This window comes from Glutamicibacter bergerei (genome assembly GCF_054495185.1).
Map to the genome: position 1 here is coordinate 1,496,197 of NZ_CM137131.1, position 17,023 is coordinate 1,513,219.

The following is a 17,023-nucleotide window of genomic DNA, read 5'->3' on the forward strand; positions in this document are numbered from 1 at the left end:
CTTGGGGGAAAGCAGCGATATATGATCAGTAGCAAGCTTCAGATTTTAGAATTACACTCGCACCAGAAGGAAAGCCACTTTAGTGAACAGCATTAAAGAAGTTGCAGTCATTGGTTTGGGATACATTGGATTGCCTACCGCCGCAATCCTCGCATCCAAGGGAATCATCGTAAAGGGTGTAGACGTTACCCCTCGTACAGTTGAAGCGGTCAACAAGGGCGAGGTTCCATTTGTGGAACCAGCCCTGGGCGACTTTGTCGCAGCTGCCGTTGAAGCAGGCACGCTGAGCGCAAGCTTTGAAACCCCAGAAGCAGAAGCGTACATCGTTGCGGTTCCTACCCCATTCAACGCTGACTACACCGCGGACCTCTCCTACATCGAGGCAGCTGCAGACGGTATCGCGCCTAAGCTCAAGGGTGGCGAGCTCGTTATTTTGGAGTCGACTTCTCCTCCGGGAGCTACCCAGCACCTAGCAGAATACCTGCTTGCTAAGCGCCCGGACCTCACCACCGATAGTCTCTTAGTTGCACACTGCCCAGAGCGCGTGCTTCCCGGCTATGTAATGGAAGAGCTGGTCACCAACGACCGCATCGTTGGCGGCATCACTCCGGAAGCTGCGGAAAAGGCAAAAGCTCTTTACGAGACTTTCTGCCAGGCAGCAATCTTGACCACAGACGCAAAGACCGCCGAGATGGCTAAGTTGGTTGAGAACTCCTACCGCGACGTAAACATCGCTTTCGCCAACGAGCTCTCGGTCATCTCCGACAAGCTTGATATTGACGTTTGGGAATTGATTTCCCTGGCTAACCGTCACCCACGTGTGAACATCCTGCAGCCTGGCCCAGGCGTTGGTGGACACTGCATCGCAGTTGATCCGTGGTTCATCGTGTCAGCAGCTCCTGAAGAATCAAACTTGATTCGTATGGCACGTAACACCAACGATGCCAAGCCGAATTGGGTCATCGAAAAGGTCGAGGCAGCTACGAAGCTCGATACCTTCAACGGCAAGGTGGCCGTAATGGGTCTTGCTTTCAAGGCGAATATTGATGACATGCGCGAGTCGCCATCAATCGAAATTGCTCGTAAGCTTGCCTTGGCCAATCCAACTGTTGAATTCCTTGCGGTCGAACCACACGTTGACGCGTTGCCTAAGAAGCTTGATGGCATCTCCAACTTGGTTTTGACTCCAATGGATGAAGCTTTGGAAGCTGCAAACGTTATCACCTTGCTGGTAGACCACGACCAGTTCAAGGCGGTGCCAGCAACCACACTCGCTGGCAAGGAAGTCATTGACACCCGCGGTCTTTGGCGCTAATTACTCTCCACCTGACAGGGTATATTTAAATGAAAAAGATCATGCCGATCTATGGCACTCGTCCGGAGGCCATCAAGGTTGCTCCGATCGTCAAGGCCTTGAAAGAGGCTGAAATTTTCGATTGCGTAGTTGTCGTTACTGGACAGCACCGCGAGATGCTGGATCAGGTCAATGAATTGTTCGGAATTACTCCGGACTATGATCTTGACGTGATTCAGCCTCGCCAGACCCTCAATGGCTTGTTGACCAAGACCATTGCCGGCTTAGATGAGATCTTTGAGAAGGAAAAGCCGGACGCCGTTGTCGTCCAAGGCGACACCACTACCTCCACGGCAGGTGCTATTGCAGCCTTCTACCGAGGAATCCCGGTAGTGCACGCCGAGGCAGGTCTGCGTAGCTACGACATCTTCTCTCCGTTCCCGGAAGAGGCCAACCGCAAGCTCACCAGCCAGATTGCGAGTGTTCACTTAGCTCCAACCTCGTTGAGCAAGCGAAACCTCGAGCGCGAAACCTTCAACAGCAAGGACATCGTAATCACCGGTAACACCGTGATTGATGCTCTGCTCACGGTGGTCGAGAAGAAGGTTCCATTTAGCGATCCGCAGCTGGAAGAACTTGTGAACTCCGGTAAGCGTATCGTTCTGGTGACGACTCATCGTCGTGAAAACCAGGGTGAACCAATGCGCGGCATTGGACGTGCGCTTGCACGCTTGTCCATAGCTGAGCCGGACGTGCAGTTCATTCTTCCGTTGCATCGAAACCCAGCTGTGCGCGAAGCATTGCTGCCGGAAATTGATGGAATTGTAAACATCACGCTGACCGAGCCACTGGCCTACGGTGAATTCACCCGTATCATTGATGCTTCGACCTTGGTCCTGACCGACTCTGGTGGAGTGCAAGAAGAGGCACCGAGCTTGGGCAAGCCTGTACTGGTGATGCGTTTGAATACCGAACGTCCAGAAGCCGTGACCGCGGGTACTGTACGTCTGATCGGTACCGACGAACAGCGGATCTTTGATTCGGTATCGGAACTGCTCAATGACTCCGCCGCATATGAAGAGATGGCTACCGCCGTCAATCCATATGGTGACGGCAAGGCCTCCGAACGTACTGTGGCCGCTATTGCGGAGCTTCTCGGCGTAGGAAAGCGTATCGAAGAGTTTGATTCGCGACTCTCTGACGCTGATGACATGATGCGCGCAACAAGCATCTAAAGCATCTTTTTGAAGGGCTAGGACAATTTGTCCTAGCCCTTCTGGTTTTAAAGTGCGTCTGCGTCTGTGAAGTCCACCTGTGGTGCAGGAAACTTTGTGCTGCACTGACTAGTATCGAAAGTATGATGAATCAAACTGCCATATTTGTTGATGCTGGGTTCTTATTATCTTTAGGCGGGCACATGGTTGCAGGGACAACCTTACGCTCAGCTTTTACGACACATTATGAGTCGCTAGTTCGCGGGATAGTACAAACCGTCAAGAAAAATACAGGGCTTAATAACTTACGTGTCTATTGGTATGACGCGTCGAAAGACGGTCTTTTTACCGAGCAGCATAAGCGCATTGGATTGATCCCGGGTGTTAAGGTTCGTCTGGGACGTATTTCCTATAACGGCGAGCAAAAAGGCGTTGACCTTCGCTTGGCCTTAGATCTAGTTGGTGTGGCCCGTCATGGATCTGCATCCGTCGCTTACTTAGTTTCAGGTGATGATGATCTGGCTGAAGCCGTAGAAGAAGCTCAAGATTTAGGAATGAAAGTAGTCTTGCTTGGGTTGCAAAAGGATCAGAGTCGCTTAGGCGTCGCCTCGGTAGCGGAGCACCTAGCATTAACGGCAGACGCTATTGAAGTCATGCCTGACTCAATAATCGATAGTTCGTTTACTCGGATTATTGATTGGGATAAGGACAATTGCGCGAAAACCGCACTGGTTGCCGCTGCCCCCATCGCGAAACCCACCGCAACTCCTAAACCTAGTATTCCGACACCGGCAATGCTGGCGCAAAAAGCCCAGACTGTTCGGAGCGCCGAACCGGTGGCGCAACCAGAAATGGTGTATTCCTCGGATAGTGAGCGTTCCGGATTCCACGGACAAGCGGCCTATGAACAGAAGGAACTCACGGCAGCCGAAGAGATTGGTGCCAAAGTGGCTCAGTCTTGGTTGGCCAGTACCACGCAAGCCGAAGTCGTTGAACTCGTGGCAGATAAGCCACAGCTGCCGCCGGAGATCGACCGCACCTTGCTGAAAGACTGCGCGCAGGTTTTGGGGGAGTGGAAAACCGATCAGCAAACGATTCGCCGGACGCTTCGTGGGGCCTTCTGGGATTACCTCGATAAAATCATGTGACGAGATGATCGCTTTGACGAATCAAGCTTCCAACACTGACTAAGGTAAATTTGTATCGTGACTTCTCAGCAGAAACCCTTTTACATCACCACAGCAATCTCCTACCCAAACGGCACCCCGCATATCGGGCATGCCTACGAGGTAGTCGCTACCGACGCCATGGCGCGTTTTAAGCGCTTGGACGGATATGACGTCTTCTTCTTGACCGGCACGGATGAACACGGTCAGAAGATGATGCAGACTGCTGAAAAGGAGGGGATTACCCCTGCGCAGCTGGCGCAGCGTAACTCGGACGCCTTCCAGGCGATGAATGACGAGTTGGGTACCAGCTACGACCGCTTCATTCGCACCAGCGATGCTGACCACCATGCCGCGGCACAGGAGCTGTGGCGCCGGATGGAAGCTAACAACGATATTTACCTCGATAAGTACGCCGGCTGGTATTCGGTGCGTGACGAAGCTTTTTACACCGAAGAACAGACCGATGTCCGCGAGGACGGGATTCGTTACGCCACGGAAACCGACACCGAGGTTACTTGGACCGAAGAAGAGTCCTACTTCTTCCGGCTCTCTAAGTACCAAGACAAGCTCTTGGCCCATTATGAGGACAATCCTGACTTTGGTGCCCCACGTTCACGCTTTAACGAAGTTGTTCGTTTTGTTGAAGGCGGTCTGACCGACCTCTCCATTTCTCGTACTACCTTTGACTGGGGAATCCCTGTTCCAGGCAACGAGAAGCACGTGATGTACGTCTGGGTTGACGCACTAACCAATTACCTGACCGGTGCCGGTTTCCCAGATGTAGAATCCGCGTCCTTCCAGAAGTACTGGCCTGCCGATGTACATGTCATCGGCAAAGATATTTCGCGTTTCCACGCGATCTACTGGCCCGCATTCTTGATGTCTGCAAAGCTGGCCGTTCCCAAGCGCGTGATGATCCATGGTTTCTTGCACAACAACGGTGTGAAGATGTCTAAGTCTCTGGGCAATACCGTATCTCCGGATGACTTTGTTGCACGTTATGGTCTCGACCAGGTGCGCTACTTCTTCCTGCGTGAAGTGACCTTTGGCGCTGACGGAAACTACAACCACGACACTATCGTGGCGCGCATCAACGGTGACCTCGCAAACAACTTTGGAAACCTCGCTCAGCGTTCGTTGTCGATGGTTGCCAAGAACTGCGGGGGAGTCGTGCCGACTCCTGGACAGCTCTTGCCAGCTGATGAGCAGATTCTGGCGGCAGCTTCAGAGCTCTTGGAACTCAACCGTGACGCGTACTCACGTCAAGACTTCAGCCGAGCTCTAGAAGCCGTCTGGCACGTCTTGGGAGACACCAATGCGTACTTTGCGGATCAAGAACCCTGGAAGCTGAAGAAAACCGATCCAGCGCGTATGGAAACGGTTCTCTATGTCACCATCGAAATCGTGCGTAAGGTCGCTTTGCTGCTGCAGCCAGTATTGCCGCAAACAATGACCAGTATGCTTGACCTTTTGGCTGTCGGTCAGGGAACCGCACGTAACTTCGAGCACTTCGGCACCGCTTTGGTTCCAGGAACCAAACTTCCGGCACCGGCACCGGTATTCCCACGGTATGAAGAAGACAAATAGTTCGTAGCAAACAAAGAAGTCCAAGCTTGGATTAAAACCAAACTTGGACTTCTTATGTTTTTAACCACAATCTTTACGGGCTGACCACACCGGTCTGGTAGGCAATGACCACGGCTTGCACGCGATCACGAGCTCCAAGCTTAGACAAGATATGACCTACATGTGTTTTCACCGTTGCCTCGGAGAGAAACAAATCCATGGCAATCTCCGGATTTGAACGCCCCAGAGCTATATGACCGAATACTTCCCGTTCGCGCGGGGTCAACGAGTCTACGGCGGCCGTCAAGGGGTCATCATTTGGTCTAGCGCGCTTCAGCAATGGCGCCATGTGATCCAGCAAACGTCGGGTAGTGGAAGGCGCAATGACTGCATCTCCACGGTTGACCGTACGTACCGACTCAAGCAGCTCTTCGGGTGGGGCATCTTTCAGCAGAAATCCACTGGCGCCAGCCTGAATGGCACTAAACGCGTACTCGTCCATGTCAAAAGTGGTCAGCACAATGACTCGCGGCGAATCGATTGCCTGTGCGCGGGAAACGAGTAAGCGTTCAGTGGTTTCGATCCCGTCCATTTCAGGCATACGAACATCCATCAAGATGACGTCCGCTGTGGCTAAGGCCGGAGACGCCAAGGCTTCGCGTCCGTTGGATGCTTCAGCAACCACGTTCATATCGTCCTGGGAATTGATCAGCATTCGGAATCCGCTACGGACCAGAAGCTGGTCATCTACCAAGGCAACTTTGATTGGCTCGGTGGTGGTCATTCGTTTTTAGTCCTCGGAGTAGGGGATGAAGACGGAGACGCAGAAGCCTCCGTCCGGAAGCGGTCCAGCTTTGCTGGTTCCATCGTATAGGGCGACTCGTTCGTGTAATCCACGCAGCCCTTGGCCGGCACCATCGATTTCAAGTTTTCCGGTACAAGCTCCGTCATCCTCGACTTTGATATCGAGGCCACGGTTTGACCAGTGCAACTTAACCGTGGATATAGCCCGTGAACCAGCATGCTTAATAACATTGGTGATCGCTTCTTGTACGCATCGGTACGCGGTGAGCTCGGCACCGGTGGGCAGAGACCGACGAGGGGACCCTTGGTTCTCATAAGAGACTTCCAGGCCAGACTTGACTGCCATTTCAACGAGTTCAGGAATATTACTCAAACTTGGCAACGGCCGGTGCTCAGTTTCTTCGTCGGTGCGCAGCACGCCTAACAAACGACGCATTTCTCGTAGTGAAGATCGGCCCGCATCAGAGACGGTCTTCAACGTTTCAATGGCAATGTTTGGGTCCTGAGCCGCTGCGTACCGAGCCCCGTCAGCCTGCGTGATAATCACCGACAGGGAATGCGCCACGATGTCATGCATTTCTCTGGCGATATGGTTGCGTTCGTCAGAGGCGGCCAGCTCGCGTTCAATCAGACGCTCATTCTCCAGTCGCTGCGCATGAGCCCGTAGCGCGCTCAAAGTTTGTCTTCTACTTCGCGCGAGGTCGCCAAAGGTCCAAGCGACGGTTACCACAAGAGACAATCCGACGAAGGAAATAATCTTGTCAAAGGATATTGGATTATTACCATCAAGTCCCGGTCCGAAAATATTGAAGGTAGCCAGAATGGCTCCAAGAAATCCCAGGCCCAAGGTAGCGAAGGATTGCCAGCGCTTCCCATAGATTGCCATGGTGTAGATCATGAATGGGACTGATATCTGGGAGGGCAGGAATACCCCTTGGAAGAACAGCTGCAGAATGTGGGCAATTGCAACGGTGAGGGTAGCTGCCCACGGGTAGCGACGGCGAACCATGAGTGGTGCCGATTGCAAAAAGGCGATTGCCGCGATGCTGAGTCCAAAGCCTACGCCCACGCCAAATCCGAGACCGACCGAGAAAATTACGCACAGGAGTGTGTAAATCGCACCAGCGAACATATCGATCCGGTGGGGGTTTGAACGGATCCACCGGTCTATCCGCCGGTGTGGATTAGTGAAAATCAAAGGTTCCTTCGCGCGTGCTCAAATGCTGTGTTCTACCTCGAGTCTAGCCAGCGATTTGGACGCAGTCCTCATGCCAGGGTTTGAGATTCTGTGACGCAAAAAGAAACCTATCTCATAATCTGAGATAGGTTCTCAAATGGTGGATTCACTTCGTTATGATGAGAGCATGGGAAACGTCATTAATATTGCTGTCATTCCAGGCGATGGTATCGGCCCAGAAGTAGTTGCCGAAGCCGTGAAAGTCCTGAAGTTCGTGACTAACGGTGGAGATCAGCAGGTAGATCTCACCGAGTACACCTTGGGCGCAGAGCACTGGCTCAAGACGGGGGAGACCCTGAGCGATGAAACTCTTGAAGCCATCAAAAAGCATGACGCCATCTTGTTCGGTGCCGTTGGCGCCGCACCGGGTGACACACGAATCCCTTCGGGAATCATTGAACGTGAACTGTTGCTCAAGCTCCGGTTCTCGCTTGATCATTTCGTGAATCTGCGTCCATCCAAGCTCTATGCAGGTATTGAAAGCCCGCTGGCTAAACCGGGCGAAATTGACTTTGTGGTTGTCCGTGAAGGTACCGAAGGCCCCTACGTAGGCAATGGCGGTTCGGTCCGTACCGGCACCCCGCATGAAATTGCCACCGAGGTCTCGGTGAATACCGCCTATGGTGTAGAGCGCGTAGTTCGAGATGCTTTTAGCCGTGCATCAGCACGTCCACGCAAGCACGTAACTCTAGTACACAAGCACAACGTACTGGTGCACGCCGGGCATCTATGGCGCCGCACCGTAGAAATGGTGGCCCCAGAATTCCCAGAGGTCACCCATGACTACCTCCACGTGGATGCGGCCACCATCTTCCTGACTACCAACCCGTCCCGTTTTGATGTCATTGTGACAGACAACCTCTTCGGCGATATCCTCACCGACCAGGCCGGCGCAATCACCGGCGGCATCGGCTTGGCGGCCAGCGGCAACATCAACATGGACCGAACTTACCCCTCCATGTTTGAGCCGGTCCACGGCTCGGCACCAGATATCGCCGGTCAACAGAAGGCCGACCCCACGGCAGCTATCCTGTCGGTGGCATTGATGCTGGAACATCTTGGAATGTCAGCTGCGGCTACCGCTGTTGAGCAAGCCGTCGAAAAAGAGATTACTTCACGCCAAGAATTGACTGATCACCGCACCACAAGCGAAATCGGCGATGCAATTGTGGCGCTACTGGCCTAAGCTAAAAGTGATGTAGTTCGGTTAGTTGCTAATCGAGCAGCAAATCCACGGACGGGTGTTCCGCCAATGGCGTGGGGCACCCGTTTTTCGTTAACTGAGCAAGGAAGTCCAGAGTTAGATGGAATTCACCGAAAATCTGTCATCGAATCGCAAGAGCGCGGAAGAACGCGCTGCCGTCCTGGCAGACCCCGGGTTTGGGGACTTCTTCACCGACCACACCGTGGTCGTTGACTGGTCGGCTGGCTCCGAGGCTGGCACCGGTCAGTGGCATGACGCCCGAGTTGAGCCGTACGGTCCCATCGCCATGGATCCTGCTGCCTCCGTCCTGCACTATGGCCAGGAGATCTTTGAAGGACTCAAGGCCTACCGCCACGAAGACGGATCCGTATGGACGTTCCGTCCGCACGCCAACGCAGCGCGTCTGAACAAGTCAGCCGCACGCCTTGCACTCCCACAGCTGGATGAAGACGTTTTTGTAGATTCCCTGCGCAAAATAGTCGCCACGGATATTGACTGGGTACCCACCGGTGACGGGGAAGCACTCTATCTACGTCCATTCATGATCGCTACCGAAGCTTTCTTGGGTGTTCGTGCCGCGCGTGAAGTCTCCTACCGGGTGATTGCCTCACCGGCTGGAAACTACTTCGGAGGGGAGCTGAAGCCAGTAGGTATTTGGGTTTCAAAGAATTACGCTCGTGCAGGCCGTGGCGGCACCGGGTCGGCTAAATGCGGCGGCAACTACGCAGCTTCCCTTGTAGCCCAGCTTGAAGCAGAAGAGAACGGCTGCAAGCAAGTGCTCTTCCTTGATTCATTCAACGACAACGCGGTTGAAGAGCTCGGCGGAATGAACGTGTTCTTCGTAACTAAAGATGGCTCTCTGGTCACCCCAGCGTTGACCGGGACCATCTTGGAAGGCGTCACTCGCTCTTCGGTGATTCAGCTTGCCAAGGATCGTGGCATGAAAGTTGAAGAGCGCAAGATTACGTTGGACGAGTGGCGTGATTCGGTCGCCAGCGGCGACATTACCGAGGTGTTCGCCTGCGGTACTGCCGCAGTGATCACTCCAATCGGCGTGCTCAAGAACGGCGAAGAACTTATTGGTGATGAGAATGCACCTGCCGGTGAAGTGACAATGTCTATCCGTGAAGAACTTCTCGGTATCCAACGCGGAACCGTAGAAGATCGCCACGGTTGGCTCGAGCGCTTAGCCTAAAAAGTAGAAGTGTCGATAGAATAGCCCATGCAAGTAATCTTTGCATGGGCTATTTTGATTCAAAATTGAGGATGTTGTAGATGCGCGTTTTAGTCACCGGCGGAGCTGGGTATATTGGCTCTCACACGGTTCTACAGCTATTAGAAGCGGGACACCAGGTGTCGGTTGTTGATAACTTCAGCAATTCATCTCCTGAGTCGCTCAGGAGAGTCGTATCGATTGCCTCTAAAAATATGGCGACTTTCAAGGTAGATCTGTTAGACAGGAAAGCCCTCACTGAAGTGATTAGCGATATCCAGCCGGATGCTGTGATCCATTTTGCAGGGTTGAAAGCGGTTGGCGAATCTGTCGCACAGCCTTTGCGCTATTACAAAAACAATGTGACTGGAACCATTAATCTTCTGGAAGCAATGGACGAAGCTGGTTGCCGAACTATCGTTTTCAGCTCTTCTGCAACCGTATATGGCGAATCAGTTGACCTTCCCTTACGTGAATCTACGCCACGTAGTGCTACGAATCCTTATGGACGAACGAAACTACATATCGAGGAAATGCTCGAAGAGCTAGCCGCCTCTGATTCCCGGTGGCGCATCGCCAATCTTCGTTATTTTAATCCGGTAGGTGCGCATGAATCTGGACTGATTGGCGAAGATCCCCGAGGGATACCAAACAACTTGATGCCATTTGTTGCACAGGTTGCTGTAGGCAAACGCGATGCGGTCCAAGTCTTTGGCAATGACTACCCGACGGCAGATGGGACCGGAGTCAGGGATTACATTCATGTATTGGATCTAGCTGCCGGTCATTTAGCTGCCTTGGACTACTTAGCTTCGAGTGCGGGTCTGCATGTCTGGAATCTTGGGACTGGATCAGGCTCGAGTGTCCTGGATGTTATTGAGGCATTCAAACGTATCTCCGGACGCCCCGTTCCCTACGATATTGTTGCTCGCCGGCCCGGTGACGTCGCAGAGAGCTATGCCCATGCAGAAAAGGCCCGTTTAGATTTAGGGTGGAAAGCCGAACGCGGCCTCGAGCAAATGGTTGAGGACATGTGGAGATGGCAATTCAAGAACCCAGACGGATTCCCAGGAATCGGACATGAAGAAATGAATTCCCTAGAGCTTCGCGACTTTGTTCTCGGGGAAGTGGTCTCGAACAAATAATTTTCACGTGAATAAGTGACTCGGTATCACGGCTAATCTGAGCCGTCGTTAAATGCAGCCACTCTATTCATGATTATGGGCCGATTGATTAGCCAGCACCATAGACTGACTTGCGTGCCGGGGCTTCACCTCACGGTATCAGGATTCAAACATTTTCTTTCGTTAGCCTTATTTCTGGTGTTCAATAAGAGTTCAGGAGTCGACTAGTGGCAGAAACTGAGGAACGCTCGGCAAAAAGAATTAGTCGACGCGTGGTTCTCACTCTCGGTGCGCTAACTGCAGGAGCGGTCGTTTACGGTCAGCTTCCAGAAACACCACCAGATCCTCCTGTTTCTCCCAGAACGCCAGAGAAGCCAACTCAAACTCCGAAACCCACCTCCGTTCTCAAGAACCGTGACGCATCGGTAATAGCGCCACTTAAACGAACTCGTAACACCTCTGGCGCTCTTCGACGTTACGAAGGCGCGTTTCCGGCAACAAAAATACGTCGCGTGGAGCCATTGCCAGGACTGCAGAAGACGGGGCTCCCCTGGTTTGCCGTTACGATTGTTGGTCCAGTGCACCAACTGCAGATTATTAGTCCTAGCCGAAACGCACCAGTCCATGTTGTAGAAATTCCCAAAAGCCATAGTGGCGGCGTGCAATCAATGATCTGGGACAAAAAGACCAAGAACCTCTATCTTGCGACCCTCAACTATCTGCTTGTCTGGAAACCTTCTAGCCCATCAGAAACGACGATATTAGGTAAAGTACCCGGCGCCACAACTATCTATGATCTCCAACTTGATTCCCAAGGCACCTTGTGGGGCGGAACCTATCCTCTCGGAGCAGCGTTTAAATACGCTCCCAAAACCAAGAAAATAGACGTATTCGAGCGCGTAGCCACCGACACAGACTATGTGCGGCGTGTAGCCGTTGATTCGAATGATGACGTATGGCTGGGCACAGGCTCTCGAAACCCGCGCGTGTTTCGGTTTTCTACGAAGAGCCCTCAGGAAATCACCGAGATTCCGTTGCCGGAACCCAAAAGAACCGGCTTTGTCACTTCGCTGGAAGCAGTAGGAAACTCAATCGTTGTCTCGGTTGACAACGTTTCGGGCCAGCTATTGCTAAACCCTCAAACTAATTCGTGGGTTGGATCTGTGGATCGGGTCTGGTCAGGTCGTAAAGTGTCCGCAGTAAACCCTGCAACTAAGCAGTTCTACAACGTCAGCGACGGCGAGCTCTTTGTTACTAGCAGTTCCACGTGGCAAGACCAATTTGTCGGCAAACTTTCTGCCAGCGCGCCTTTGACTATTTATGCCACGACCAGCCAAGTGGTGGTCGTCTCTTCGAATAAGACGGGTCTTCAGATAGAAGTGTTTCGTTTGTCGAGTAAGTCAGTGCAATTGGTAAGCACCGTGGCGTTGGCTCGTGGCGAGTTCGTTGTTCAATCTCTTATGTCGCATTCGGACGGGAACATTTATGTCGGAGGTTATATGGGCCACGGTATTACAGCAATTAATCCTGATACCGGAAAACACTGGATATCACCTTCTGAGCAGAATGCAATCAATCAGATTGAGGGCATGATTGAATTCAACCCTCAAAAAACCTATGTAGGGTCATACGGGTCTGCGGACATTGTTCGGCTTAATAGCAACGCTAAAAATAATCCTGAGGGATATCAGCGCCTTGTTAGGTTGGCCACGGATTATGAACAATCCCGGATATTTGCATGGGCTAAAAATTCCAAACAGGTATTCTTCGGTACGGTTCCAGAATATGGCCGTTCCGGCGGAGTCCTGGGAGCAGTTGACCCACGTACCGATGAAGTGAGCTGGGTGTTGAACGGAGATGGGGAAGGGTTTATCCGTCACCATTCAATCACCGGACTCGTCGCTGATGAAAAGTATATTTATGGAACTACCTCGGTGCGAAATGGCTACGGTCTTGCCGATACTGAAGGAAACGCCAAAGTCTTCAAGTTCGATATTGCAACAAAAAATGTCTCGTGGAGTGTGGCGCCTATTGCAAAATGTGGTGCACTCTACGCGCCTAAGCTTCTGGCCGGATGGCTGCTAGTTGCCGATTTGGAGGGTGTCAGCGTGCTCGACCCAGTAAGCGGCAAACTACTGAAGAAACACCGACTAACCAACTCGCACAACACCAGCTACCGACCCGGATGGAAAAACGCCGATTTGGTAGTACTAGAGAATCAAGGCAAAGCTGTGCATACCGCCGCAGGAACTACCACTGGCATTAATTTTGATTCGGGAACACTGGCAACGATTGGTAGTCCGCAGCTCAAGAGCCAATTCGGAACTCGACTGACGGTATCAAACTCGGGACGGGTTTTTGTCAACGCAGAAAAAACTGCTATTGCCGAATTAGATCTGCAACCCATATCGTCCCAGTCAAAGTCGAAGAATCCTAGTACTAAGAACGCATCACCAAGTGTTACTCCCACTGCAACTTCTTAAGAAAGCCCCGGAAGCACCTAAGCATGACGCGCTAAACGCATAAAAACAGCTTAGGTAATGAATTCCACAACACCCCCTCAAAAAGCAAACGGAAGACAAGATGTCCGGCCGGCAAAATGCCCTAGGCTAGTGTGTATGCGCATTGCCAGATTTGTAGTTGATAGCGACCCAATGTACGGGGTCGTAGACGGAAACGATATCCACGTTTTGGCCGGGGACCCTTTCTTCCAGGGAATCAAGACCACCGGCGTCACTCACCAGCTCGACGACGTTCGACTCGTGGCACCGATCATTCCTCGCTCCAAGGTTGTGGGGTTTGGTAGAACCTACCGTGAACATGCGAAAGAACTCGGAAACGAAGTTCCTGCCGAACCGTTGATGTTCTTAAAGCCGAATACCTCCGTCGTGGGGCATGGCGATCCTGTGACTCTTCCAGCATTTTCCGAAGAAGTCTCCTTTGAAGGCGAACTTGCAGTGGTCATTGGACGTATCTGCAAAGACGTCCCTGTAGAAAAAGCTGCAGACGTGATCTTCGGTTACACCGTGGCTAACGACCTCACCGCGCGTGACGCGCAGCGTAAAGATCCACAGTGGGCGAGAGCCAAGGGGTTTGATGGGTCTTGTCCGCTTGGACCGTGGATTGAAACACAGCTCGCTGATCCAGATGATGTGGGAATCGTTACCCGCGTTAATGGCGAAGTTCGCCAAGACGGATCAACCAGCGAAATGATCTGGTCAGTCAATGACCTTGTCGCTCGTGCGTCGGAGGCTTTCACGCTGCTACCGGGCGACGTCATTCTCACGGGTACACCAGCAGGCGTTGGTTTAGTTGTTGAAGGTGACAATGTGGAGATTGAAGTAGAAGGAATCGGAACTCTTCGAAGCGTCTTCCGCCGTTAGATATCGGCTAAACGTCGCGTAGATTAGTATTAAACCGACCATCAACTTGCCATCAACAGGTGGTGGTCCCGCACTAGCTCCTCATCACCATGTGATGAGGAGCTTCGCTGTATATTGTGCTTCTGACACGTCTACGGGACTAGAATGAAATCATCATGACTGATCTATCGCTGATACCTACCGTGACCGAAGAAACCCCGGTTCGGGTTCGTTTCTGCCCATCGCCTACCGGCACCCCACATGTTGGCCTGATCCGTACCGCCCTGTTCAACTGGGCCTACGCACGCCACACCGGGGGCAAGATGATTTTCCGTATCGAAGATACGGATGCGAAGCGCGACTCCGAAGAGAGCTACAACCAGCTGCTGGACGCCTTGGCGTGGCTGGGCATCGACTGGGACGAAGGCGTAAACGTCGGTGGCCCACACGAGCCATACCGCCAGTCCCAGCGTGGTGGCATTTACCAAGACGTCATTGCCAAGCTGCGCACTGCTGGACACGTCTACGAGTCGTATTCCACCCCCGAGGAAGTCGAAGCGCGCCACAAGGCTGCCGGCCGGGATCCAAAACTGGGTTATGACAACTTTGACCGTGAACTGAGCGAAGAGCAGATCACCGCGTTCAAGGCGGAGGGCCGTGAACCGGTGCTGCGCATTCGCATGCCAGAAGATGACATCACCTTTACCGACCTGGTCCGTGGAGAGATTACCTTCAAGCCGGGCACCATTCCTGACTTCGTGGTTGTCCGTGCCAACGGCCAGCCTCTGTACACGTTGGTGAACCCGGTAGATGACGCTCTGATGGGTATCACCCACGTGCTTCGTGGTGAAGATCTTCTCTCCTCCACTCCACGTCAGATTGTGCTCTACCGTGCCTTGATTGATATCAAGGTCGCACAATACATGCCACTGTTCGGTCACCTGCCGTACGTAATGGGTCAGGGAAATAAGAAGCTGTCCAAGCGTGACCCGGAGTCGAGCTTGTTCCTGCACCGCGACCGCGGATTCATCCCCGAGGGTCTGCTGAACTACCTGTCGCTGCTGGGTTGGTCGCTGAGCGCGGATGAAGATATCTTCACCCGTGATCAACTAATCGAAGCATTTGATGTTAAAGACGTGCTCTCCAACCCAGCACGCTTTGATATCAAAAAGGCGGAAGCTATCAATGGCACTCACGTACGTCTACTTGAGCCGCAAGATTTCCGTGACCGTCTAGTTCCTTATCTGCAGGCTGCTCAGCTTGTCGGTAGCGAATTGAGCGCACGCGAGAACGAAATACTTGACGCGGCTGCACCTCTGGTTCAGGAGCGTATCGGCTTGCTCGGCGAAGCTGCCGAAATGATGGAGTTCCTTTTCAAATCTGATGAAGAGATTGAGATTGAAGAAAAGGCTCTGAAGGGAATGCCTGCCAACCTGGTTGAGGTTGTAGACGCGAGCATTGCTGCACTTGAAAGTGTCCAGGAATGGAATGCTGAAAACATTCAGGATGCGCTGCGAGTAAAGCTGATTGACGAGCTTGAACTCAAGCCCCGTCAGGCCTTCGGTCCGGCTCGTGTTGCAGTCTCGGGCAAGCGTGTTTCGCCTCCATTGTTTGAATCAATGGAAATTCTCGGACGCGAATCCAGCTTGAAGCGCCTGCGTGCTTTTGGCGAATCCCGTTAGACGATAGAACGCACATTGCACGAACTAGACAACACCTTCGATTCCGCCACCCCACTGGGTGGCGGAATCGAAGGTGTTCTATTTGATATAGACGACACGCTCGTTGACCTGCGGACCGCAGCAATCGATGCATTTCTTGCCATGGTTGATGACCTGATAGAAGGAGTTACTAGCGAGCGGTTAAGGTTCATTGCCGAAGATTTTGCTGATGATGGGGCCGGGGCTTACGAACTCTATATGGCTGGCGAAGTCTCGTTTCTCGGGCAACGGCAGTTGCGGTTGAATCGCGCCTTTGACCTTCTTGGCCACAAGCCACTTTCTGCGCAGCCCTACCTGCGCTGGGCTGAAAAGTATGAATCCCTGGTAAAGGATTCGTGGAAACCCTTTGACGACGTATTGCCGCATCTTGTTGCCCTCAGCAGTTGGGGGATACCTTATGGTGCGGTGAGCAATAACGTCGAGGCGTATCAGCGAATGAAGCTGGAACGTTCCGGATTGACCGGATTCGCAGTAGTTATTGGATCGGATACGGCCGGGGCTCCTAAACCCGATCCTGCACCTTTTCTTGCGGGGTGTAGTCAGCTGAAATCCACGCCGGGCAGAACCCTGTATGTGGGTGATAATCCAATAAATGATGTTCAGGGCGCAGAGAACGCCGGACTTGTTGCAATCTTTGTGGACCGTGAGTCCAAGCATGCAGTGCAATCGGCTTTCACCGTATCCAACCTCGAACAGCTCACTGTCTTCATTAGTCAAAGCATCGATTCGCGAGAGTGAGCCCTACGCCAAGCTCTCAATTTGTCAGCGACTAATTAGCTAGGTATAGTTAATTCTCGTGCTACGGCATCAAGCGCAAATCCCAACGAGGATTATTCGCTGAATGTCCAAGTCACATTGGGATATGGTGTAATTGGCAACACAACGGTTTCTGGTTCCGTCATTCTAGGTTCGAGTCCTGGTATCCCAGCGCTTCACCGGAGTTATTCGGTGAGTTGAAGAGAAATCTTTAGCGTACGGCCCCATCGTATAGCGGCCTAGTACTCCGCCCTCTCACGGCGGCAACACGGGTTCGAATCCCGTTGGGGTCACAAAACCCACGACATTGTCGTGGTTTTTCCTTTTAACCCCTCCTGACACCTTTGTTGCTAGCGGCG

General features: G+C 52.6%; 13 protein-coding genes and 2 tRNA genes. 13 read left to right on the forward strand and 2 right to left on the reverse strand.

All coding sequences use genetic code 11. From position 1 onward, the window contains the following. The first annotated feature begins 82 nt into the window (after positions 1 to 82). The 4 genes from wecC to metG all read left to right on the forward strand — a co-directional run bounded on the left by wecC (position 83) and on the right by metG (position 5,264). Positions 83 to 1,315, forward strand: coding sequence for a UDP-N-acetyl-D-mannosamine dehydrogenase (wecC, locus tag ACX5K5_RS06810; RefSeq protein ID WP_459175279.1), 1,233 nt, complete (start codon positions 83 to 85; stop codon positions 1,313 to 1,315). 29 nt (positions 1,316 to 1,344) lie between these two features. Further along, positions 1,345 to 2,529: a non-hydrolyzing UDP-N-acetylglucosamine 2-epimerase gene (wecB, locus tag ACX5K5_RS06815; protein WP_459175280.1), complete on the forward strand. Its 1,185-nt coding sequence runs from the start codon at positions 1,345 to 1,347 to the stop codon at positions 2,527 to 2,529. A 122-nt stretch (positions 2,530 to 2,651) separates the two neighbouring features. After that, positions 2,652 to 3,656, forward strand: a complete 1,005-nt coding sequence (locus ACX5K5_RS06820) for an NYN domain-containing protein (protein WP_459175281.1) — start codon at positions 2,652 to 2,654, stop codon at positions 3,654 to 3,656. 57 nt (positions 3,657 to 3,713) lie between these two features. Next, the gene (gene metG, locus ACX5K5_RS06825; protein WP_459175282.1) at positions 3,714 to 5,264 is read left to right on the forward strand and encodes a methionine--tRNA ligase; all 1,551 of its coding nucleotides are present in this window, start codon (positions 3,714 to 3,716) and stop codon (positions 5,262 to 5,264) included. A gap of 73 nt (positions 5,265 to 5,337) precedes the next feature. Here the strand turns inward: metG and ACX5K5_RS06830 are convergent, their stop codons facing one another. Continuing rightward, entirely contained in the window at positions 5,338 to 6,027 is a 690-nt protein-coding gene (locus ACX5K5_RS06830; RefSeq protein ID WP_459175283.1) for a response regulator, read from the reverse strand. A gap of 6 nt (positions 6,028 to 6,033) precedes the next feature. Next, positions 6,034 to 7,179 carry a sensor histidine kinase gene (locus ACX5K5_RS06835; RefSeq protein WP_459175430.1) on the reverse strand — a complete coding sequence of 382 codons (1,146 nt, stop codon included), beginning with the start codon at positions 7,177 to 7,179 and terminating at the stop codon, positions 6,034 to 6,036. A gap of 232 nt (positions 7,180 to 7,411) precedes the next feature. Here ACX5K5_RS06835 and ACX5K5_RS06840 point away from each other — a divergent pair, with 232 nt between their 5' ends. The 9 genes from ACX5K5_RS06840 (at position 7,412) to ACX5K5_RS06880 (ending at position 16,957) form a co-directional block, all read left to right on the forward strand. Beyond that, positions 7,412 to 8,470 carry a 3-isopropylmalate dehydrogenase gene (locus ACX5K5_RS06840; protein ID WP_459175431.1) on the forward strand — a complete coding sequence of 353 codons (1,059 nt, stop codon included), beginning with the start codon at positions 7,412 to 7,414 and terminating at the stop codon, positions 8,468 to 8,470. Positions 8,471 to 8,588: 118 nt separating this feature from the next. Further along, positions 8,589 to 9,683, forward strand: a complete 1,095-nt coding sequence (locus tag ACX5K5_RS06845; protein WP_459175284.1) for a branched-chain amino acid aminotransferase — start codon at positions 8,589 to 8,591, stop codon at positions 9,681 to 9,683. Between the two features lie 80 nt (positions 9,684 to 9,763). Beyond that, positions 9,764 to 10,846: a UDP-glucose 4-epimerase GalE gene (gene galE / locus ACX5K5_RS06850; protein WP_459175285.1), complete on the forward strand. Its 1,083-nt coding sequence runs from the start codon at positions 9,764 to 9,766 to the stop codon at positions 10,844 to 10,846. Positions 10,847 to 11,052: 206 nt separating this feature from the next. Next, positions 11,053 to 13,308, forward strand: a complete 2,256-nt coding sequence (locus ACX5K5_RS06855) for a hypothetical protein (protein WP_459175286.1) — start codon at positions 11,053 to 11,055, stop codon at positions 13,306 to 13,308. Positions 13,309 to 13,443: 135 nt separating this feature from the next. Next, positions 13,444 to 14,208, forward strand: a complete 765-nt coding sequence (locus ACX5K5_RS06860) for a fumarylacetoacetate hydrolase family protein (RefSeq protein WP_459175287.1) — start codon at positions 13,444 to 13,446, stop codon at positions 14,206 to 14,208. Positions 14,209 to 14,363: 155 nt separating this feature from the next. After that, a complete protein-coding gene (gltX, locus tag ACX5K5_RS06865; protein WP_459175288.1) occupies positions 14,364 to 15,869 on the forward strand; it encodes a glutamate--tRNA ligase in 1,506 nt (501 codons plus the stop codon). A gap of 15 nt (positions 15,870 to 15,884) precedes the next feature. Further along, the gene (locus tag ACX5K5_RS06870) at positions 15,885 to 16,646 is read left to right on the forward strand and encodes an HAD family hydrolase (protein ID WP_459175289.1); all 762 of its coding nucleotides are present in this window, start codon (positions 15,885 to 15,887) and stop codon (positions 16,644 to 16,646) included. Between the two features lie 118 nt (positions 16,647 to 16,764). Further along, positions 16,765 to 16,836, forward strand: a tRNA-Gln gene (locus ACX5K5_RS06875). A 48-nt stretch (positions 16,837 to 16,884) separates the two neighbouring features. After that, positions 16,885 to 16,957 (forward strand) — tRNA-Glu (locus ACX5K5_RS06880). The last annotated feature ends 66 nt before the right edge of the window (positions 16,958 to 17,023 follow it).